This is a genomic window from Maribacter sp. PR66, assembly GCF_028464205.1.
Classification (GTDB): Bacteria; Bacteroidota; Bacteroidia; order Flavobacteriales; family Flavobacteriaceae; genus Maribacter; species Maribacter flavus.
This window is the reverse complement of the sequence record NZ_JAQPCH010000001.1, coordinates 858,992-877,295: the sequence shown is the minus strand read 5'-3', so window position 1 is coordinate 877,295 and position 18,304 is coordinate 858,992. Positions and strand designations below refer to the sequence as shown.

Here is an 18,304-nt window from a genome sequence, read left to right as displayed (position 1 = left end):
GCAAAATTATGTTATTATTATAATTATAAACCTAAATATTTCATAATACGCTAAAAATTATGGTATTTACGACAAACATTTAATATCCCTGAAAAATAAATAGGGTTTCCCTACAAATACTACATTAAATGAGCGATTCATCCAAAGCTTGCGATAAATCCTCAATTAGGTCGTCAACATCCTCAATTCCAACACTCAGACGTATCAAAGCATCTGCTATACCAGCCTTATCGCGTTCCTGTTTGGACATACTTCCATGGCTCATGCTTGCGGGATGCCCTACCAAACTCTCCACGCCGCCCAAAGATTCCGCCAACGTGAATATTTTTAGCCTTTCCACAAATTGTAGGGTCACTTTATAATCACTTCCTTTTGGTACAAAGGATAGCATCCCACCAAAGTTCACCATCTGCTTTTTAGCGATGTCGTGATTGGGATGTTCCTCAAATCCGGGCCAATACACCGTATCTACCTTGGGATGCTTTCGCAGAAAATGTGCGATGGCCTCCGCATTCTCACAATGCCTTTGCATGCGGACATGTAAGGTCTTAATGCCCCGTAACACCAAAAAACTGTCCATGGGTCCGGATACGGCACCGCTGGCATTTTGGATAAAATACAATCTCTTGGCCAGTTCTTCGTCCTTTACCACCAAGGCCCCCAAAACCACATCACTATGGCCTCCCAAATATTTGGTGGCCGAGTGCATAACGATATCGGCACCAAGGTCCAAGGGCTTTTGCAGATAGGGCGTGGCAAAGGTGTTGTCAACCGCCAACAATAGTCCGTTTGCCGTTGCTAATTGGGAAACCGCTTCAATATCGATAATGTTCATTAAGGGATTTGTTGGTGTTTCCAACCAAATCATTTTTGTTCTCTCATTTATTTGATCCTGAACAAGGGAAACTTCTTCCATATCCATAAAATGAAAAACGATGCCATAATTTTCAAAAACTTTCTTGAACAAGCGATAGCTGCCCCCATAAAGGTCGGTGGTGGAAATGACCTCGTCACCCGGATTTAATAACTTTAATACGGCATCGATCGCTGCCAAGCCACTGGCAAAGGCCAGTCCGTAATTTCCATTTTCTATACTGGCCATTGCGTTCTCCAAGGCCATTCTGGTAGGGTTCGCACTTCTTGAATACTGAAATCCCCTGTGGTTACCTGGAGAAGTTTGGGCAAAGGTCGATGTTTGATAAATAGGCGGCATCACGGCACCATAGGCCTTATCGGGTTCTTGACCTCCATGAATCACCTTACTGTTGAATCTCATTTTATTGGCAGCCATTCTTATTATTATTCCTACAAATGTATCGTTATCTTTTTTGGATTACAATGAAGCTTTACATTTGTCGTAGTTAGAACTACAAGCATGAAATCCTCATAGAGGGAACTTTTATGTTAAACTACATACTTCTACCTAAGGAACTATTTAAAATCAAGCTATGAACCTACTATTAAACGCATGAAACGACTACTTTCCTTATTCCTATTTAGCCTGATATTCATGGGTTGTAAAAATGACAACAGCCTCGTTTTTGAACCTTCCAATTTTGGGAACGAGCCCTGCGCCAACTGTGCCTCGGTAAGCATTTCCATACCAAAGGCCATAGGCAACAAGAAATTAGACGAAACAATCAACACTGCCCTAAGGGAAGAAATTATTTTTATCCTAAAATATGACGATGCAGTGAATGCCAGTTCCATCGATATGGCGATAAAATCGTTCCAGAACGAGTTTGCCAAATTGAAGGAAAAGTTTCCCGAGGAGTCCACGCAATGGGAAGCGTCCATCAATGGGGAGGTAACCTTTGAAAATGAACGGATGTTGACCATCCGCTTAGATTACTACCTATTTACGGGTGGAGCCCATGGCTATGGCAGTATCCGCTTTTTGAACTTTGACAAAGCAAAGGCAACGGAACTTAACAATGAGGAGCTTTTTAAGGACATATTGGATTTTGAAGGTTATGCCGAAGCTAAATTCCGGGAGCAAGAAGGTATTTCATCCACAGCATCCATTAACAGCACGGGTTTCATGTTCGAAGAGGATATGTTTTACCTACCCGAGAACATGGGCTTTACCAACGAAGGCCTACAATTGTTTTACGAACAATATGAAGTGGCCTCCTATGCGGATGGCCCCATTATATTGACCTTTCCCTTTGAGGAAATCCAAAAGTTCCTTACGCTACAGACATTTTAGGAACTTTGTTTCAATAGTCTTCTTTGGGTCATGATGGTCGCCATGTGCAAACCTTCATGAAACAGGTTAAAATTGATGGCATCCTGGAGGGTATCCAACTGAAAGCCGGCACTTGTGGTATATGGTTTGTACTCTTTGAACAAACCTTCTTCCAAATCCTGTTTGGTCCAAGTAATGGTGGAGATCAGAAAATCGGCAACAATCTTAATTTCCTCATCGGTCGCGTTCCCGTCCGGGGCGGTACCCTTCATAAATTTTTCTACAAGAGCATCTGGGACCCGCATTTGGAGTCCGCTGAACTTATATACCAATATCTGTTGCGTAACGACAACATGGGCGATGTTCCACCAGATGTTGTTTCTAAAGCCGTTGGGAATCTTCAACAAATCCGCTTTTGGGGTCTGTGTTAGAACCTGGTGCAAATGTTTTCTATTTTGTAAGGTAATCGCTAATTGACTTTGCAAATCGATTGTATTTAAATGATGCCTAAAAATAGCACATTTAATCAGATTTGGGTTTCTTTGTGTTTCAATTCTATACAAGATGGGAAAAAAAATATACCACCTAAGCACCTGTAATACCTGCCAAAAAATTCTGAAGGAACTGGAACCCTTGGATGGATTTGAACTCCAGGATATAAAGTCGGCACCTATTACCGAAGCACAACTGGAAGAAATGCATTCCCTATCCCATAGTTACGAAGCGCTGTTCAGTAAGAGGGCCATGCTCTTTAGGCAAAGAGGCCTGCACGAACAGGAACTTGGGGAAACGGATTATAAAAACCTGATTTTGGACCATTACACCTTTTTAAAGAGACCTGTCATCGTTGTGGACAATGAAATTTTCATTGGCAACAGTAAAAAGACCGTAGAATCGGCCAAAGAAGCCATTCATTCGTGAGCCGAAGAACGCTGGCCCTACTGGCCGCATTGGGAGCCACCACCATTTACGCCCTCAACCACACCATTGCCAAAGGGGTAATGCCCAATTATGTGCAGCCCTTTGGGTTTATAATGCTTCGGGTGACCGGTGCGGCCGTATTGTTCTGGGTTTTCTCCGTACTGGGCCCTAAGGAAAAAATTGCGAAAAGGGATTGGGGCCGACTCGCAATCTGTTCCATTTTTGGAATGGTCATCAACATGTTGGCCTTTTTCAAGGGACTTCAGTTGTCCACGCCCATAAACAGTTCCGTTTTGGTGACCATCACCCCAATTATCGTTGTGATTCTGTCAGCTGTATGGATACAGGAAAAAATAACATGGCAAAAAGCGTGCGGTATCCTCATGGGTTTTGTAGGAGCTATTTTACTAATCTTAATGGGAGCTGAAAGTCGACAGGACGCCCCAAATATTCCGTTAGGAAACATCCTTTTAATCGTAAATGCCACTGCTTACGGTACGTATCTCATTCTAGTTAAAAAACTCATAGAAAAATACCATCCCTTAACTTTGATGAAATGGCTTTTTACCATTGCGGTCATTGTCAATTTCCCCATTACGTTTACCGAGGTGGCCGCCATAAAATGGTCTTCAATACCTCCGGAAATTTATGCATCAATTGCATTTGTTGTAATTGGCACCACTTTTTTAACTTATTTATTCAATGTTTTTGCGTTGACACAGTTAAAGGCATCATCTGTAAGTGCCTTTACCTACCTTCAACCTTTAATAGGTATTTTATTTGCCCTAGGAACGGGAAAGGACAGCTTGAGCGCGATAAAAATGGCGGCCGCACTTCTTGTTCTTGCAGGAGTCTATCTAGCCAGTAGAAAACCAATTAGTGCCAAAGCCTAATTAAAATCGGAAAATTATTAAAGAACGGATAATCTACAATGCTCAAAGTGTTCTTGCATGAGTTCCGCAGCTTTGTTGGCATCCCTGTTATGCACGGCAGAGACTAAGTCCAAATGTTCCTGTAATATTTCCATAAGTGGACGCGTAAATCCTATAAGCTCCAAGGTAGGCCAGAAGTTAGATTGATTGAAGAGTTTTATTAACAAATCGTTACCACAGTTGATTACGATAAGCTCATGGAATATTCGATAAATTTTATGGAAAACATAACCGTTCTGGGGTCCCTTTTCAAAAGGTACCATCAAGTTTCGTAAATCGTCTATCCTCGCCTGTGGCGCCCTCAATGTAAAGAGCTTAATTGCTTTTGTTTCCAACGCAATTCTACAATCCAAAATATCTATAATCTCTTTTGTACTAACTTCCCTGATCATAATATTCTTGCTTGAATTGAGGGTGACAAATGACTCTTTGCAAAGTTTATTAACAGCCTCATTTAAGCAATCGATATTTGTATTTAAGAGTTGTGAAAGTTTGATTTGACAAATAGGTTCACCGGGAAGTATCCCTTTTGTTACAATTAGTTTACGGAACTTTGTGTAAACTATTTCGGAACACTTGACTGCCTGTTCTATCATTAGATAAATTATTAAATTAAATCCTACTAAAACAAACTGCCATTCCGGGGGAAGAATGTAGCTAAATTCTTAAAAGATAAATCTATAAATTTTTGGGAGTTTTGGAAAATTTACGGGTATCTTCCTTGGACAAAATTCGAAAGCCCTCGCCCTTTTCCACATTCTTGAAAGTAACTAGAAAATCCTCCGAAAGTCCCGTTAGATTTCGAGTTTTTAAATCCATCCAGGCACCCATCATTTCACAATGAGCAAAGTTTTCCCCTTTATGGTTGTAAAAGTTGTGATGAAATTCAAAAAACTTGGCATCCTCGCTCATACCCATAATTTCCATAGACACTTTAATGGGCTTTCCAGGAAAGGCTTCCTTGAAGTAATAGATATGCTCGTAAAATACAACGGGTCCTATTTCATGTTTTGCCAAGGTGCTATGGTCAAAACCAATTTCCATCAAAAAGGCCATACGGGTGTGGCTCATATAATTTAGGTACGCCGAGTTTGCCAAATGTCGATTGGCATCCACATCGCTCCACCGTATCTCAAAATCTTTCAAGTACATTCCGAATCGTTTTTTGTTATGCATGCATAATACCTCATAAAAATACCATAGTTTTGGTTAAACAAACTAGATTCGTTCCGCTTTTTTACTTAAATTTTGAAATCAACAAAAATATTATGGCATCAAAAGCACCTTTTATCCAAAATCTGTCCTTACCCGTAATCGCCGCCCCCATGTTCCTCATTTCCGGGCCACAACTGGTCATAGAATGTTGTAAAAATGGGATCGTTGGCACTTTTCCGGCATTGAACCAGCGTACTAGTGAAGGATTCGAAGCATGGTTGATAGAAATAAAATCAGCCTTACAGGAATATGAGGAAGAAACCGGAAAAAAAGCGGCTCCCTTTGGCGTAAACCTCATTGTCCATCAAACCAATCCAAGGTTGGAGGCAGATCTAAAACTATGTATCAAACATAAGGTACCATTGATCATTACCTCCTTGGGTGCGGTATCCCAGGTTGTGGATGCCATACACAGTTATGGCGGATTGGTATTTCACGATGTCATTAAAAAAAGACATGCCGAAAAGGCCGCGGAAGCAGGGGTGGACGGACTTATTTTAGTGGCGGCCGGGGCAGGGGGCCATGCGGGCACCATCAATCCTATGACCCTGATATCGGAAATTAAAAAATTCTATACCAAAACCATTATCCTCTCCGGATGCATAAGTACCGGGAGGGATATTGCATCGGCCCTTCAAATGGGTGCGGATTTGGCCTACATGGGTACCCGATTTATCAATACCGAAGAAAGTAAGGCAACTCCAGAATATCGGGAAATGATCATAAATGCGGGCGCGAGCGATGTTATCTATACAGCGGCGATATCCGGTGTGCATGCCAATTTTTTAGGCGCAAGTCTAAAGGCAGCAGGGATTACCGAGGAAGATTTAAAAAAAGATACCAAAATAGACTTTGGGAAGGAATTGGATACAGAGGCCAAGGCCTGGAAAACCATTTGGTCCGCCGGTCAAGGGGTAGCCACGATCGAGGACACGCTACCCGTCTCCAAATTGGTGGCCAATTTAAAATCAGTATTCAAAAAGGCGATTGAGGAACAGATCAAAGTGTTGGAAATATTTCCGAAGTAATCAATATGCCCCTAATTTCTTCAAAGTATAATCCTCCATTACTGTTCAGGCACAGTCACTTTTCCACCATTTATAACGGACTTTTCAGGAAGGTAACGGGTTTAACCCAAGTCCGGGAACGGATCCTGCTTTCGGACGGTGATTTTTTGGATTTGGATTGGAGTTATGCCACCATCCCTTCAAAAAAGGTCTGTATCATTCTCCACGGTTTGGAAGGGGATGCCCAAAGGGCCTATGTGCAAGGTGCGGCCAAGATTTTAAGCGATAACACTTTTGATGTCTGCGCCATAAATCTCAGGGGGTGCAGCGGCGTACCCAATGAACGTTATCGCTCCTACCACTCCGGGGCCACGGAAGACCTCCAAGATGTTATTGACCATATTTTGAGGATGGACAGGTTTACACAAATATATCTTTACGGGTTTAGCCTGGGTGCTAACCTGCTTTTAAAATATTTGGGCGAAAATGACGATGTTCCAAAGGAAATTAAGGGCGCGGCGGCCATTTCGGTGCCTTGTCAATTGGCAGATTCGCTCGCACAATTGTTGCAGTTTAAAAATGTCTTGTATGCCAAGCGATTTAAAGGGAACCTCATCGAAAAATTAAAAATCAAGGAGGAATTATTTCCGGATAAAATTGCCAAAAGGGATATTAAGCGCGTAAAAACCCTGAAGGATTTTGACGATATTTATACCAGTAGAGCCCATGGATTTAAGGATGCCATGGATTATTACGCAAAATGTAGCTGTCTTCAATTTCTACCTTCCATTACCGTTAGCACTCTAATCGTGAATGCCGCCAACGACTCCTTTTTGGGCAAAGCCTGTTACCCAGTGAAAGAAGCGGAACATAATAAAAACATTCATTTTGAGATACCTAAATACGGGGGACATGTGGGTTTTTATGGGGACAGGAACATTACGTATACGGAACAGCGCTCCTTGGATTTTTTTAATACGTTAGTTTGATCGGGGCTTATTAAAAAACTCCCCTAACAAATAAAAATTCATATCTTAGTCCTTCCAACAATTATTAAGATTAAAATCATAAAAGAAATGCGAAAATTATTCACCTTATTGGCCCTTGGCGCCTTGGTAGTAAGCTGTGGCGAAAAGAAAGAAGAAAAGAAGGATGGTTTTGAAATGAACCGTACCAAGAAAGAGGAAATTAAGGCTACGGAAACCAGCGGTGGTGTCCCCGTGGATATGGACAACAAAGGTGTAGGGCCCATAACCAGTGTCGAGTTTGGCGATGAAATCGATGCCGACCTTGCCGCAGCGGGCGAGGAGAAATTCCAGGCCATTTGTACCGCTTGCCACATGGCGGAACAACGTATGATCGGTCCTGCCTTGAAAGGGGTGTATGAAAGAAGGAGTCCGGAGTGGGTAATGAACATGATCTTGAACCCAGATGGGATGCTCAAGGAAGATCCTATTGCCAAAGCATTATTGAAAGAGTACAACAACGCCATCATGCTGAACCAAAACCTTACGGAAGATGAGGCAAGGAGCGTAGCCGAATATCTTCGTACCTTATAATTAAGGCTGAACCTATAAACAGAAACCCTTTCTAATTTTTGGAAAGGGTTTTTTTTTTTTTGGCTCTGCCAAAGGGTTTAATACATAGGGCTAATCTCGAAATTGAAAACTTGATTATAACGAAATCCTCCTGGGCTTGCCCAGTGAGGTAGTTATTTTGCCGATGCTTCACGTTCCGCAATTAGCGCATCCAATAGGTTTCTGACTTTTTCGCTGTTCCAGTTGGATGCTCCTTTTTCCTTGACAACAATTTTTCCCGTGTGGTCGATGATATAATTGGTAGGTATGGTCTTTTTATAAAGGTCCTTTGGAGGATTCATTTTGGAAACCACGGCAGGTACCGAAAAATTCCTCTTCTCCAAAAACAGTTTTATTTTCTCAGGGTGTTCATCCGAAATCATCAGAAAATCGATCTTGTCCCCATAATCCCCATACAAGGCATCGATACTGGGAAGTTCTGCGATACAGGGCGGGCACCAGGTTGCCCAATAACTTATAAACGTTATGTTCCCATCACCCACTTTAGTATTGACCGATTCCCCTTCCAAATTTTCAACTTCATAAATAAAGTGCTCCAATTGTATTTGTCCCTTTTCCGATACTACACCTGGTGAAAACAGTTCTACCTTTAACCTGTTGACCATGACCATTATGGGAGTCCTTGTTTGGGGAATAATCAGCAATACAATGAACACGCCGAATAGTACATCACCAATTTTAATCGTTAGTTTTTTCAACTCTTCACTTTTTAAACGTACAGTCCCGATAATTAGACGAGGCCTTAAAAAGAAATTACACCTGTAACAAAAGTCGTGAAATCGTCACCAATAAAGAAAGTATTAATTATGGGTTCCGCAAGTCAACCAATGTTAGTGATAAAAGCCAACAGGGCACTCTTGAAAAAAAGACGAACCTTCAAGGATATCCGTGCGGAATATGAGGACCTGACAAGTAAGACCGAATTAAAATTCAAGGAGCTTACCCCATTTCAGCAGCAAGTGATAAAGGATAGGATACGAAATCAGGCTAAAAAAGATAATTTGTACAACCTTAGGGTAACAGTCATAAGTATTCTGATCATACTTTCAATTATCGCATTTCTCTATGTAAGATTTATGATATAATTGCTTGCTAGAATTTATCGGCCACTACCTTATATGTGGGATCTTCCATCACGTTAACATCAATGATCTCATCGGCATTTTTAAGCAGACGGATACAGTCCTTGCTCAAATGTCTTAAATGCACCTTCTTGCCTATCTTGGCATATCGCTCCGTAATCTTGTTCAGAGCCTCGATACCGGACATATCGGCAACCCGACTTTCCCTAAAATCGATAATGACCTCGTCCGGGTCATTGGGCACATCAAACTTTTCGGCAAATAGCGTCGTAGAACCAAAAAACAGGGGGCCATATATTTCATAATGCTTCACCCCGTTGTCATCTACATATTTCCGGGCACGGATACGTTTGGCGTTCTCCCAAGAATAGGCCAATGCCGAGATTATAACTCCTAAGAGAACGGCCACGGCCAAATTGTGGGTGATTGCGGTAATCAAGGTAACCAGGACCATCACCACGACATCGGATTTTGGCATTTTCCCAAACGTTTTAAAACTGGCCCACTCAAACGTTCCGATCGCCACCATGAACATCAAGCCCACCAAAGCGGCCATGGGCAAACGCTCTATCAAACTGGAACCGAACATAATAAAAACCAACAACATAACGGCAGCGGTAATTCCGGACAATCGGGCCCTGGCCCCAGCCGAGGTATTTATCAAACTCTGTCCGATCATGGCACATCCTCCCATACCTGAAAGGAAACCGGACATAATATTGGCCGTTCCCTGCGCCACGCATTCCCTGTTTCCGCTACCACGGGTTTCCGTTATCTCATCGATGATGTTCAAGGTCAAAAGAGTTTCGATCAGACCTACACCGGCAACAATGGCCGCATAGGGAACAATGATCTTGAATGTCTCCAGCGTAAAAGGTAACTGGGGAATGGAAAGCGGTGGAAAGCCTCCTTTGATACTCTCGCCTTCGGCCATGATATCCGCCACTTGCATGGTATCGATACCAAAACCTAAGACGATGGCTGAAACTACTAAAATGGCCACCAAGGAAGATGGAACGGCCTTGGTCAATTTGGGTAGGCCCCAAATGATGAGCATCGTTAAAAGCGTCAAACCCAACATAATGTACATAGGACTTCCGCTCAGCAAATTACCTGTAGTCTTATCATAAAAATTGGGGAACTGGGCCATGAAAATTATTATGGCCAAGCCGTTCACGAAACCGAACATCACCGGGTGTGGTACCAATCGGATAAACTTACCCAATCTTAAAAGGCCGGCACCAATCTGTAAAACCCCGGCTAGGATAACGGTTGCAAAGACATAATTCAAAATGGTCTCTGGCTCGATTCCCGGAAAGTTGCGTTTCAGCTCCAAAATCAGCCCCACAAAAACAACGGCTACGGCTCCGGTAGCCCCAGAAATCATGCCCGGTCTACCACCAAGAATTGAGGTGACCAAGGCCAATACAAAGGCGGCGTAAAGTCCGGTCAAGGGAGAAAACCCCGGAATCAGGGCAAAAGCAATGGCCTCTGGCACCAAGGCCAGGGCCACTGTGAGTCCGGAGAGGATTTCCGTTTTATAATCTACCTTCTGCTTAAAATCGAATAAATTCAAATACTTGCGCACGCCTTTTTATTTTAAGGGCGCAAAAATACCATTATTTGTGGGATACCCTAGAAACCGAATGATTATTAACGATTTGGCAATCTACCAAGCCTTCAGTCCCAATAATTTTTCCCCTAGCGGCGTTAATTTGGCGGTTTCGTATTTGGTCTGTTCCCAGTTTCTGGGATCCCCGGGAAAGGCATAGCCTTCGGGTGCCACCCTATTTTTCCAAGAGTTTATCCGCCAATTTTTCAAGGCTTCGTTATCCTCCTCGGCAGGCATCATGGAAATATACTGTGCAATACGCACTTTATCCCCTGAACGATTGGGCCTGATTCCATGCGGCTCCGTGCTATTGAATATCAAAAGGTCTCCCGCCTCCATTTTTACTTTTACAATTTTATCCTCGATCCCGGTTATGTCCGGTTGGAAACGGTCACGGTCCTCAGGTTGGGTCAGTTTCCAGGTGTCATAATTTCGGTATAACCAAGGAATGCATTGAAAACCGCCCATGTTTTCATCGGTTTGGTCAGCCAAAGCAAGGACGCCTTGCACATTTTGGGGCCTGGTCTCCGGGTCGTAATCCCAATGAATAAAACCTTTTTTGTGTTCCCCTTCGCGCTGCGGAAAATTAAGGTTGGCCCGATCTATGGTCACCCAAAGTTTTTCGGTACCCCAAACATCCACAAAGGCATCATAAACCCTTTGGGTCTGGCGGTTATCCCAAAGGTATTGGTGGTTATATACTTCAACCATGCCCGTTCCGGTAAGTTCCTTCATTTTCATTTCGGCCCGTGGAGGCGCATACCAGGTGCTTTTATCGTTGGGGTCCTTCTCATCGAACTCCCAGAGAAAAGCGGCCGTCCTCTGGGCCTGTTCCTTGGGAACGGCATTCTTAATGACTATATAGCCGTTGTGTATCCAGAACTTCCAATCTTCTTCAGATAAAACTCGTAAGGGTTTTCCGTTGGAGCGGTCGTTCAATTGTTGCTTGCTGCTGGTAGCGGTGGATGGATTCCCAGGGATATCCTGATGCGCCATGTTGCCCATGGCTACCTTTTCCTTAGACTGTTGCATATGATTTCTATTTAATTGATTGTTAATTACTGGGATAAAACTAGTGGGAATTAACTTTGGATACCACCGTAATATTGACGATGATTTGAACTATTTTAACTATAAAAAAGAATTAAAACTATTAGAATATCAATTTCGTTTATATTTAACCCCCAATTGATGTGAAATGAAAGTCCAACTAGAAAGTATAAATCCCAATTCCAAGAGTCCGTTCCGGTTGTTGCACGATCCCAAACTGAGTCATCTCTTTTATTGGCATTTTCACCCGGAACTGGAACTGGTTTATATTGAAGGAGCCGATGCCAAGCGACATGTAGGCAACCATATTTCCAACTTTACCGGTAGCGACCTAGTGCTTATTGGTTCCAATATTCCCCATTTGAATTTTGACCATGGTGTTACAACATCGTACCAAAAAGAGGTACTTCATATAAAACCCAGTTTTAAGGAAAACGTATTGAACGACTACCCGGAGCTCAAACAATTGGACCGACTATTAGATCTTTCCCGTTATGGTGTAGCTTTCTCAGGAAAGACCAAGGAGGAAGTGGGCGGGCTTATGAAAACCCTTCATGAACAGGAACCCTTTGACTTTTTTATGTCCGTGATGCACATCTTGAAACGTCTTTCGCAGAGTACCGAATTTCAACTATTACATAAAACACCCTATGTTAACCCCTTCAAAAACAAGGAACAAAAACGGATGCGAAAGATATATGCCCTTATTGACGAACGATATCAAGAAAAGATAACCTTGGAGGAGGTTGCCGATGTTTGCGGACTGACCAAACCTGCTTTTTGCCGTTATTTCAAAAAGACCACAGGAAGCACCTTTGTTTCCTTTTTGAACCAGTACCGCATCAGTCAGGCAAAACGATTGTTGTTGATGGGGAAAAATGTGGGCGAAGCCTGTTTTGAATGTGGCTTTGAAAGCCTCTCCTATTTTAACCGAAGCTTTAAGAAAATTACGGGCGAAAATCCATCGATGTTTAAAAAGGGGTATAATCTTGACAGCTGAATGACATATCTTAACTAATGGAAAAATAAATACTATGCTCAGCGACATCCATCCAAAGCTCCCCATGCGGGACAAGTCCATAACGGGTGAATATTATATCGAAAAATTGGGTTTTGAAAATTTAGGTACTTCCAATTACCCAGATTATTTGATGTTGGTCAAGGACAACATTCAAATCCATTTCTTTCTTTTCAAGAATCTGAATCCTTTGGAAAACTACGGTCAGGTCTATATAAGATGTAATAATATAGATGGATTTTACCAATCGTTATTGGACCAGAAAGTGGCCATCCATCCCAACGGAAAATTGCAGGCAAAACCATGGGGGCAAAAAGAGTTTTCCCTTTTGGATCCAGACAATAACCTGTTGATGTTTGGAGAGACCATTCGATTCTTTTAAACAACTGTTTTTCAGTAATTTAAAATTGAAACAAAAAATCGCAACGGATCAATTTTAAATCTACCTTCGCGCGAAAAATCGATGACCTTACCGCAAAAAGTGAGCTTGGTGGAAAATTTGTTCCACCAACTTGATCAGGAAACGGCTGCTTTTCAAAATACGACAGCAATCAGATGTCTTTCCGGTTGTGGCAGATGTTGCACATATCCTGATATTGAGGCCTCTCCCTTAGAGTTTCTACCATGGGCATTCCACCTGTTTTTGACCGGCGAGGCCGATAAAATGTTACAAACCCTTCGAGAACTTCAAACAACCATATGTGTAAATTATAAACCACTTTCAATTATAGACCAAGGGCATTGTAAGACCTACCGATATCGTGGACTTATTTGTCGTCTGTTTGGCTATGGCGCCAATACGGACAAATATGGCAAACTGCGCCTTGCCACGTGCAAGGTCATCAAAGAAGGACAGGCCGAAAACTTTGCTTCCGCCTCCGAAAAAATAACACAAGGTTTGTCAGTTCCCATCTTTACGGAATACTACATGCAACTCAACCAAATAGATTTCCGTCTGGGTAATATTATAGTGCCTGTCAATAAAGCACTACGCCTGGCCTTGGAAGAAGTAATGCAATACTTTGCCTATAGACCCTTGCCATTGTCCGACAAAGAATGCGTATAAACTCAATAGAATTAATCTTTGCTTTTATGGAGGTAAGCATAAGGATAAATTTAATTTACCTTGTCTCTATATTAATCCGGACACCAATTTTTTCCTCTTTTTATTTGTGAACAACGTTGGAGTCCCCAAAAAGATTTAGAAATGAACATTTATAAAGCCATCAAGGACGACCATGATATCCAACGAGAATTATGCTCCAAAATACTCAAGACTTCGGGAGATTCTGAGGAAAGAAGGGATATCTGGGAGGAATTGAAGAAGGAATTGGAAGTACATGAAGTCGCGGAAGAGCGATATTTTTATTCTCCATTGATAGATTCCGATAAGATGCAGGAAGATGCCAGGCACGGCATGGCAGAACACCATGAAATGGACGAGCTCATTGAAGAACTGGACGATACCGATATGAGTTCCCCTCATTGGCTGGCCACCATGCAAAAGTTAGCGGATAAGGTAGAGCACCATTTAAAGGATGAAGAAGAGGATTTCTTCAAGAAAGCAAAGGACATATACTCCACAGAAGAATCGGAGTCCCTCGCCAAAAGTTATGGGGATACTGTATCCCAATATAGAAAATCTTGGCCCGAAGCCATACCGGGAAAATAGAAGGTTAGTTGTTGTTTGTATAGAAAAAACCGCCAGAGATTTGAATCCTTCCGGCGGTTTTATACCATTTCTAGTTTAGGAATGAACCAAAATTTGCACTGTTAATTATTTCTGTGCCAAAGCCGTGGAAATTACAAATAGCCAGGGTTCTTTGCAATTTTCACAAAGAATGAAGGCATAGGGGAAATAAACAAGTAAATTGGCTCATTTTTAAATTGGAAATGGTATTTAACAACTAACCAACCTAAATCTATTTTGTTCGCTTCCTCACCACATCCATGGTAGGATTGGAGGTCTTTGTTCTTTTCTTGGCGACGGCACCTTTACCCGTCTTTAAATACTGCTGATAGCCCCTGCCCTTAAATTCATAAATGGTTCCGCTATCTGGATGGTATAATTCTATGGTGCCATCATTTATTACATAAAGCTCAAAATAATCGTTACCGATAAAATCATAATCCAGAGTCAGGGTCTTTAGGGAAGTATCGTTGGCAACGTCATATACCTGATAATTCCCTTCATAATCCCATTGCAGACTGCCCAAGGCCGTTCCCGGTGCATCGACCGATGAACGAAACATGTTAGGTAGAAATTGAAGAAAGTTCTCATCATCAAAATCGTTCAGTTCACCCTCCACACTTGTATAGGATTTTTCCCAAGCATCGTATTCCTGTATTAAGTAATCGATGTTGTCATAAAATAACTGGTCATAATCAAAATTACGAATTTGATAACCTCTAAGTATGTAAGATGTATCTGTTACTGGGCTATAAAACTCTAAGGTACTACTGTTTACGGCATACACCTCCATCAGCCAAAGTCCGTCTACATCATGGTCTATTTCAACCACGCCCCTATAGGTGTCATAAAAACCGATATCGATTCCAAATCCGTTTCCGGTCTTTCCAAGCCCTACGATATTGTTGTTGGCGTAAAAAGTACCGCGGTCAAAACTTACGGTAAAGGCACGCTGAAGAAAAGGTACTTCCCCGTTCCCTCGCGTTTGATTGATATCCACGTACCAAAGATCATAAGCCTGTAAAACCTGATCCGTATTAAAGGCCGATTCTTCAATATAGGCATCCTCTACAATGACATCCGCATAACAGGAAACCAACAGGGTGGCCATAAATGTATATCCAAAAAGTAGTTTTATCGTTCTCATAAGCTTGCCTTTTAATAATACCTTTAAGAAAACAAGCACCGTGCCAAATTGACAAACCCTTTGATATACAGGGTCAAAAGCCTATTTATAATTTGGTAAATTAGCGACGTTAAATTCAGGGTATGAAGAAAGATGTAAAATTTGCGGTATTGGGCGGGGGTAGTTGGGCAACGGCCATCGTAAAGATGCTGACCGCGAATCAGGAAATGGTGGGCTGGTATATGCGGAACTCCGATGCCATTGGCTACCTAAAAATCCAGAAACACAATCCCAACTATCTTACTTCCGTTGAGTTTAAGACGGAACAGTTGTTTTTGACCGATGACATCAATGAAATTGTTAGCTATGCCGATGTGCTCATTTTTGCCATTCCTTCCGCATTTTTGATGCAGGAATTGGAGAAAATTAGCAAGCCCTTAGTGGACAAAATCATTTTTTCCGCCATAAAAGGTATTGTTCCGGAAACCGGTAAAATCGTTGGGGAACACTTTCATGACTTCCATGACATCCCCTTTGAAAATATTGGGGTGATTACGGGACCCTGCCATGCCGAGGAGGTGGCCATGGAACGACTTTCGTATCTGACCATTGCCTGTGCCGATGCCAAAAAGGCCAAAATGGTGGCCAAAAACCTGTCCAGCAACTTCATAAAAACTAAAATAACCAAGGATATTATTGGTACGGAATACGCCGCCATGCTCAAAAACATTTATGCCATAGCAGCGGGTATTGCCCACGGTTTAGGTTATGGTGACAACTTTCAAAGTGTATTGATGAGCAATGCCATCCGGGAAATGAAACGGTATACCAAACGCATCCATAAAATTGACCGAAACATAAACCAATCTGCCTATTTGGGAGACCTCTTAGTTACTGGATATTCCACATTTAGTAGAAACCGAATGTTTGGGAACATGATCGGGAAAGGCTATACCGTAAAGAGCGCCCAAATGGAAATGAGTATGGTCGCCGAAGGGTATTACGCCACCAAAAGTGCCTACCAAATCAAGAACGATTTTAAGAAAAAGGTAAAGACTCCAATTATAGACGCAGTTTACGAGGTTCTCTACGAAAATAAAAATGCCAAAAAGGTTTTTGCCTCCTTGACTGATAAGTTGGATTAGGTTCTATTCAAAGAAAAATCTGAATGCTCCTTAATCTCGCTTTCCAAGATTTCCCTCCAGGTATTTAATTGGACATCGTCCGTTTTGAAAATCCTTTTGAATTCCTTAAGCACCGGGTCCATATATTGGGTTATACTCTCTATGTCAAAATAGAGCCTTCCCGTGCGTCTAATGAAGAAATCCATAGGGTTCAATATCATTTCGTTATGGATGCCAAACTCCAACTCGGCCAAAATAAGCTTAGTGGGGTTGTCTTTTTCCGAGCGTTTTTCATACCGTTCCAAAATGGATTCCGTTTGTTCCCCATAATTCGTTACCAAAAACCAGGCGTCGTGTTTTGAAAAACCATCGGGCTTGATACGTTCATATACAGAATCAATATACCTTTTTACGTGCTTGAATTTTTTGAAACTTTCATTTCCGCAGAGCGAAATCTTATCCGTATAGCATTTCTTGGTTTCGGTATTGTGTTCCTGTTTCAGTTTCTCCACAACCCTGTCAACGACGCGTTCCGCCATTTTACGGTAACCCGTCAATTTACCTCCGGCAATACTGATAAGTCCGGTATCGGATACAAATATTTCATCCTTTCTTGAAAGTTCGGAGGCCGATTTTCCTTCTTCATGAATCAAAGGACGGAGTCCGGCCCAAGAGGACACGATATCGTCCAATTCCAGATTGATGTCCGGGAACATATTGTTCACTGCGGAAATAAGGTAGATGGCATCGGCAATATCCGTATGCACTTTGTCCTTGTTGTCATTATAATTGGTATCCGTAGTACCTACATACGTAATTTTACCTCGGGGGATAGCAAACATCATTCGGCCATCGGGGATATCAAAATAAACGGATTGCTTCACGGGCAATTTCTCGTAGGGAAATACCAAATGGACCCCTTTGGTCAGATGCAATTGCTTTCCTTTTTTGGAATTGTTGAGCACCCTGAGGTCGTCTACCCATGGGCCCGCAGCGCTGATTACGTATTTGGACTTGATTTCGAAGTCGGTCGCGCTTATCTCATCCCGTACTTTTACACCGGCAACCTTTTCATTTTTATACAAAAAATCGGTCACCGAAGCGTAGTTAAGTGCCTGTGCCCCGAACATAAGGCTGGTCTTGATATTTTCGATGGTGAGCCTGGCATCGTCCGTTCTATATTCGGCATAATAACCAGCCCCATTCAATATCTTTTTAGGCAAAAGGGGCTCCAATTTTAGGGCCTCCTTTTTCTCCAACATTTGCCGTTTGTCGTCCCCGGTCACCTGGGCCAAAATATCGTAGACCTTTAGTCCTATGGACGTCAACCACTTACCATAAGAGCCATTCTCGATCAAGGGCAAAAGCATCTTTTCCGGTAATACCAAATGGGGTGCCAATTTATGGACGATGGCACGTTCAGATCCCACTTCCTTGACCAGCCAAAAATCGAACTGTTTTAAATAGCGTAAACCCCCATGAATCAGTTTGGTTGATTTGCTACTGGTACCTGATGCGAAATCGTTTTTCTCCAACAGGGCCACCTTCAAACCCCTGGAGGCGGCATCCAAGGCTATACCGGCCCCGGTAATCCCTCCTCCGATAATTACCAAATCAAAAGATTCCGTTTTTAACCGTTCAATATATTTCTCACGGTTTAAATTGGAAAACTGTATATGCTGCATAACTTTCTTTCTTCCTTAAAGATACTATGTAAGGCACCCGTATGTACGGCCTTACT

The 18,304-nt window shown here is 42.2% G+C and carries 21 protein-coding genes; 12 read left to right on the top strand and 9 right to left on the bottom strand.

Translation table 11 applies throughout. The features are described 5' to 3' along the window. Nucleotides 1–124: 124 nt before the first annotated feature. Nucleotides 125–1,291, bottom strand: a complete 1,167-nt coding sequence (locus PP181_RS03830; RefSeq protein WP_272636035.1) for a cystathionine gamma-synthase — start codon at nucleotides 1,289–1,291, stop codon at nucleotides 125–127. A gap of 177 nt (nucleotides 1,292–1,468) precedes the next feature. On the opposite strand from PP181_RS03830, the gene PP181_RS03825 reads away from it, so the two are divergent. Beyond that, nucleotides 1,469–2,209: a DUF3298 and DUF4163 domain-containing protein gene (locus tag PP181_RS03825; RefSeq protein ID WP_272636034.1), complete on the top strand. Its 741-nt coding sequence runs from the start codon at nucleotides 1,469–1,471 to the stop codon at nucleotides 2,207–2,209. Here the strand turns inward: PP181_RS03825 and PP181_RS03820 are convergent. Beyond that, the gene (locus tag PP181_RS03820) at nucleotides 2,206–2,673 is read right to left on the bottom strand and encodes a DinB family protein (protein WP_272636033.1); all 468 of its coding nucleotides are present in this window, start codon (nucleotides 2,671–2,673) and stop codon (nucleotides 2,206–2,208) included. The two genes, PP181_RS03825 and PP181_RS03820, sit on opposite strands and share 4 nt — an antisense overlap. A gap of 79 nt (nucleotides 2,674–2,752) precedes the next feature. On the opposite strand from PP181_RS03820, the gene PP181_RS03815 reads away from it, so the two are divergent. Both PP181_RS03815 and PP181_RS03810 read left to right on the top strand, forming a co-directional pair. Further along, nucleotides 2,753–3,109 carry an arsenate reductase family protein gene (locus tag PP181_RS03815; protein ID WP_272636032.1) on the top strand — a complete coding sequence of 119 codons (357 nt, stop codon included), beginning with the start codon at nucleotides 2,753–2,755 and terminating at the stop codon, nucleotides 3,107–3,109. Further along, the gene (locus PP181_RS03810; RefSeq protein WP_272636031.1) at nucleotides 3,106–4,002 is read left to right on the top strand and encodes a DMT family transporter; all 897 of its coding nucleotides are present in this window, start codon (nucleotides 3,106–3,108) and stop codon (nucleotides 4,000–4,002) included. Before PP181_RS03815 ends, PP181_RS03810 begins: the two co-directional genes overlap by 4 nt. A 17-nt stretch (nucleotides 4,003–4,019) precedes the next feature. Here the strand turns inward: PP181_RS03810 and PP181_RS03805 are convergent, their stop codons facing one another. Next, a complete protein-coding gene (locus PP181_RS03805) occupies nucleotides 4,020–4,433 on the bottom strand; it encodes a GntR family transcriptional regulator (RefSeq protein ID WP_161598218.1) in 414 nt (137 codons plus the stop codon). A 286-nt stretch (nucleotides 4,434–4,719) separates the two neighbouring features. After that, nucleotides 4,720–5,193 carry an acyl-CoA thioesterase gene (locus PP181_RS03800; RefSeq protein WP_272636030.1) on the bottom strand — a complete coding sequence of 158 codons (474 nt, stop codon included), beginning with the start codon at nucleotides 5,191–5,193 and terminating at the stop codon, nucleotides 4,720–4,722. Between the two features lie 116 nt (nucleotides 5,194–5,309). On the opposite strand from PP181_RS03800, the gene PP181_RS03795 reads away from it, so the two are divergent. The 3 genes from PP181_RS03795 to PP181_RS03785 all read left to right on the top strand — a co-directional run bounded on the left by PP181_RS03795 (nucleotide 5,310) and on the right by PP181_RS03785 (nucleotide 7,822). Then, nucleotides 5,310–6,284 (top strand): NAD(P)H-dependent flavin oxidoreductase, encoded by a 975-nt coding sequence (locus tag PP181_RS03795; RefSeq protein ID WP_272636029.1) that lies wholly within the window; start codon nucleotides 5,310–5,312, stop codon nucleotides 6,282–6,284. Between the two features lie 5 nt (nucleotides 6,285–6,289). Beyond that, nucleotides 6,290–7,252: a YheT family hydrolase gene (locus tag PP181_RS03790; RefSeq protein ID WP_272636028.1), complete on the top strand. Its 963-nt coding sequence runs from the start codon at nucleotides 6,290–6,292 to the stop codon at nucleotides 7,250–7,252. Nucleotides 7,253–7,339: 87 nt separating this feature from the next. After that, nucleotides 7,340–7,822, top strand: coding sequence for a c-type cytochrome (locus PP181_RS03785; protein ID WP_138256839.1), 483 nt, complete (start codon nucleotides 7,340–7,342; stop codon nucleotides 7,820–7,822). Between the two features lie 152 nt (nucleotides 7,823–7,974). Here the strand turns inward: PP181_RS03785 and PP181_RS03780 are convergent, their stop codons facing one another. Beyond that, nucleotides 7,975–8,559 (bottom strand): TlpA family protein disulfide reductase, encoded by a 585-nt coding sequence (locus PP181_RS03780; RefSeq protein ID WP_272636027.1) that lies wholly within the window; start codon nucleotides 8,557–8,559, stop codon nucleotides 7,975–7,977. Between the two features lie 159 nt (nucleotides 8,560–8,718). Here PP181_RS03780 and PP181_RS03775 point away from each other — a divergent pair, with 159 nt between their 5' ends. Then, nucleotides 8,719–8,946 (top strand): hypothetical protein, encoded by a 228-nt coding sequence (locus tag PP181_RS03775; protein WP_272636026.1) that lies wholly within the window; start codon nucleotides 8,719–8,721, stop codon nucleotides 8,944–8,946. Between the two features lie 7 nt (nucleotides 8,947–8,953). Here the strand turns inward: PP181_RS03775 and PP181_RS03770 are convergent, their stop codons facing one another. Both PP181_RS03770 and PP181_RS03765 read right to left on the bottom strand, forming a co-directional pair. Further along, nucleotides 8,954–10,531 (bottom strand): SulP family inorganic anion transporter, encoded by a 1,578-nt coding sequence (locus PP181_RS03770; RefSeq protein WP_272636025.1) that lies wholly within the window; start codon nucleotides 10,529–10,531, stop codon nucleotides 8,954–8,956. A gap of 81 nt (nucleotides 10,532–10,612) precedes the next feature. After that, nucleotides 10,613–11,587, bottom strand: a complete 975-nt coding sequence (locus tag PP181_RS03765; protein ID WP_138256835.1) for a phytanoyl-CoA dioxygenase family protein — start codon at nucleotides 11,585–11,587, stop codon at nucleotides 10,613–10,615. Between the two features lie 166 nt (nucleotides 11,588–11,753). Here PP181_RS03765 and PP181_RS03760 point away from each other — a divergent pair, with 166 nt between their 5' ends. The 4 genes from PP181_RS03760 to PP181_RS03745 all read left to right on the top strand — a co-directional run bounded on the left by PP181_RS03760 (nucleotide 11,754) and on the right by PP181_RS03745 (nucleotide 14,295). Continuing rightward, nucleotides 11,754–12,605: an AraC family transcriptional regulator gene (locus PP181_RS03760; RefSeq protein WP_272636024.1), complete on the top strand. Its 852-nt coding sequence runs from the start codon at nucleotides 11,754–11,756 to the stop codon at nucleotides 12,603–12,605. Nucleotides 12,606–12,639: 34 nt separating this feature from the next. Continuing rightward, entirely contained in the window at nucleotides 12,640–13,005 is a 366-nt protein-coding gene (locus PP181_RS03755) for a bleomycin resistance protein (RefSeq protein ID WP_272636023.1), read from the top strand. Nucleotides 13,006–13,086: 81 nt separating this feature from the next. Continuing rightward, the gene (locus PP181_RS03750) at nucleotides 13,087–13,689 is read left to right on the top strand and encodes a YkgJ family cysteine cluster protein (RefSeq protein ID WP_138256832.1); all 603 of its coding nucleotides are present in this window, start codon (nucleotides 13,087–13,089) and stop codon (nucleotides 13,687–13,689) included. 141 nt (nucleotides 13,690–13,830) lie between these two features. Further along, entirely contained in the window at nucleotides 13,831–14,295 is a 465-nt protein-coding gene (locus PP181_RS03745; RefSeq protein ID WP_138256831.1) for a hemerythrin domain-containing protein, read from the top strand. A gap of 250 nt (nucleotides 14,296–14,545) precedes the next feature. Here the strand turns inward: PP181_RS03745 and PP181_RS03740 are convergent, their stop codons facing one another. Then, the gene (locus PP181_RS03740; RefSeq protein ID WP_272636022.1) at nucleotides 14,546–15,460 is read right to left on the bottom strand and encodes a nicotinic acid mononucleotide adenyltransferase; all 915 of its coding nucleotides are present in this window, start codon (nucleotides 15,458–15,460) and stop codon (nucleotides 14,546–14,548) included. A gap of 122 nt (nucleotides 15,461–15,582) precedes the next feature. On the opposite strand from PP181_RS03740, the gene PP181_RS03735 reads away from it, so the two are divergent. Further along, the gene (locus tag PP181_RS03735) at nucleotides 15,583–16,584 is read left to right on the top strand and encodes an NAD(P)H-dependent glycerol-3-phosphate dehydrogenase (RefSeq protein ID WP_272636021.1); all 1,002 of its coding nucleotides are present in this window, start codon (nucleotides 15,583–15,585) and stop codon (nucleotides 16,582–16,584) included. Here PP181_RS03735 and PP181_RS03730 read toward each other — a convergent pair. Continuing rightward, on the bottom strand, nucleotides 16,581–18,248 hold the full coding sequence (locus tag PP181_RS03730) for a glycerol-3-phosphate dehydrogenase/oxidase (protein ID WP_272636020.1): 1,668 nt from the start codon (nucleotides 18,246–18,248) through the stop codon (nucleotides 16,581–16,583). The genes PP181_RS03735 and PP181_RS03730 overlap by 4 nt on opposite strands. Between the last annotated feature and the right edge of the window lie 56 nt (nucleotides 18,249–18,304).

What these genes read in the sequence shown, in the direction of transcription:
- PP181_RS03750 (WP_138256832.1), top strand. Translation starts at nt 13,087, where the DNA reads ATGACCTTACCGCAAAAAGTGAGCTTGGTGGAAAATTTGTTCCACCAA.
- PP181_RS03830 (WP_272636035.1), bottom strand. Translation starts at nt 1,291, where the DNA reads ATGGCTGCCAATAAAATGAGATTCAACAGTAAGGTGATTCATGGAGGT.
- PP181_RS03825 (WP_272636034.1), top strand. Translation starts at nt 1,469, where the DNA reads ATGAAACGACTACTTTCCTTATTCCTATTTAGCCTGATATTCATGGGT.
- PP181_RS03800 (WP_272636030.1), bottom strand. Translation starts at nt 5,193, where the DNA reads ATGTACTTGAAAGATTTTGAGATACGGTGGAGCGATGTGGATGCCAAT.
- PP181_RS03790 (WP_272636028.1), top strand. Translation starts at nt 6,290, where the DNA reads ATGCCCCTAATTTCTTCAAAGTATAATCCTCCATTACTGTTCAGGCAC.
- PP181_RS03785 (WP_138256839.1), top strand. Translation starts at nt 7,340, where the DNA reads ATGCGAAAATTATTCACCTTATTGGCCCTTGGCGCCTTGGTAGTAAGC.
- PP181_RS03805 (WP_161598218.1), bottom strand. Translation starts at nt 4,433, where the DNA reads ATGATCAGGGAAGTTAGTACAAAAGAGATTATAGATATTTTGGATTGT.
- PP181_RS03740 (WP_272636022.1), bottom strand. Translation starts at nt 15,460, where the DNA reads ATGAGAACGATAAAACTACTTTTTGGATATACATTTATGGCCACCCTG.
- PP181_RS03735 (WP_272636021.1), top strand. Translation starts at nt 15,583, where the DNA reads ATGAAGAAAGATGTAAAATTTGCGGTATTGGGCGGGGGTAGTTGGGCA.
- PP181_RS03745 (WP_138256831.1), top strand. Translation starts at nt 13,831, where the DNA reads ATGAACATTTATAAAGCCATCAAGGACGACCATGATATCCAACGAGAA.
- PP181_RS03815 (WP_272636032.1), top strand. Translation starts at nt 2,753, where the DNA reads ATGGGAAAAAAAATATACCACCTAAGCACCTGTAATACCTGCCAAAAA.
- PP181_RS03760 (WP_272636024.1), top strand. Translation starts at nt 11,754, where the DNA reads ATGAAAGTCCAACTAGAAAGTATAAATCCCAATTCCAAGAGTCCGTTC.
- PP181_RS03795 (WP_272636029.1), top strand. Translation starts at nt 5,310, where the DNA reads ATGGCATCAAAAGCACCTTTTATCCAAAATCTGTCCTTACCCGTAATC.
- PP181_RS03730 (WP_272636020.1), bottom strand. Translation starts at nt 18,248, where the DNA reads ATGCAGCATATACAGTTTTCCAATTTAAACCGTGAGAAATATATTGAA.
- PP181_RS03755 (WP_272636023.1), top strand. Translation starts at nt 12,640, where the DNA reads ATGCTCAGCGACATCCATCCAAAGCTCCCCATGCGGGACAAGTCCATA.
- PP181_RS03765 (WP_138256835.1), bottom strand. Translation starts at nt 11,587, where the DNA reads ATGCAACAGTCTAAGGAAAAGGTAGCCATGGGCAACATGGCGCATCAG.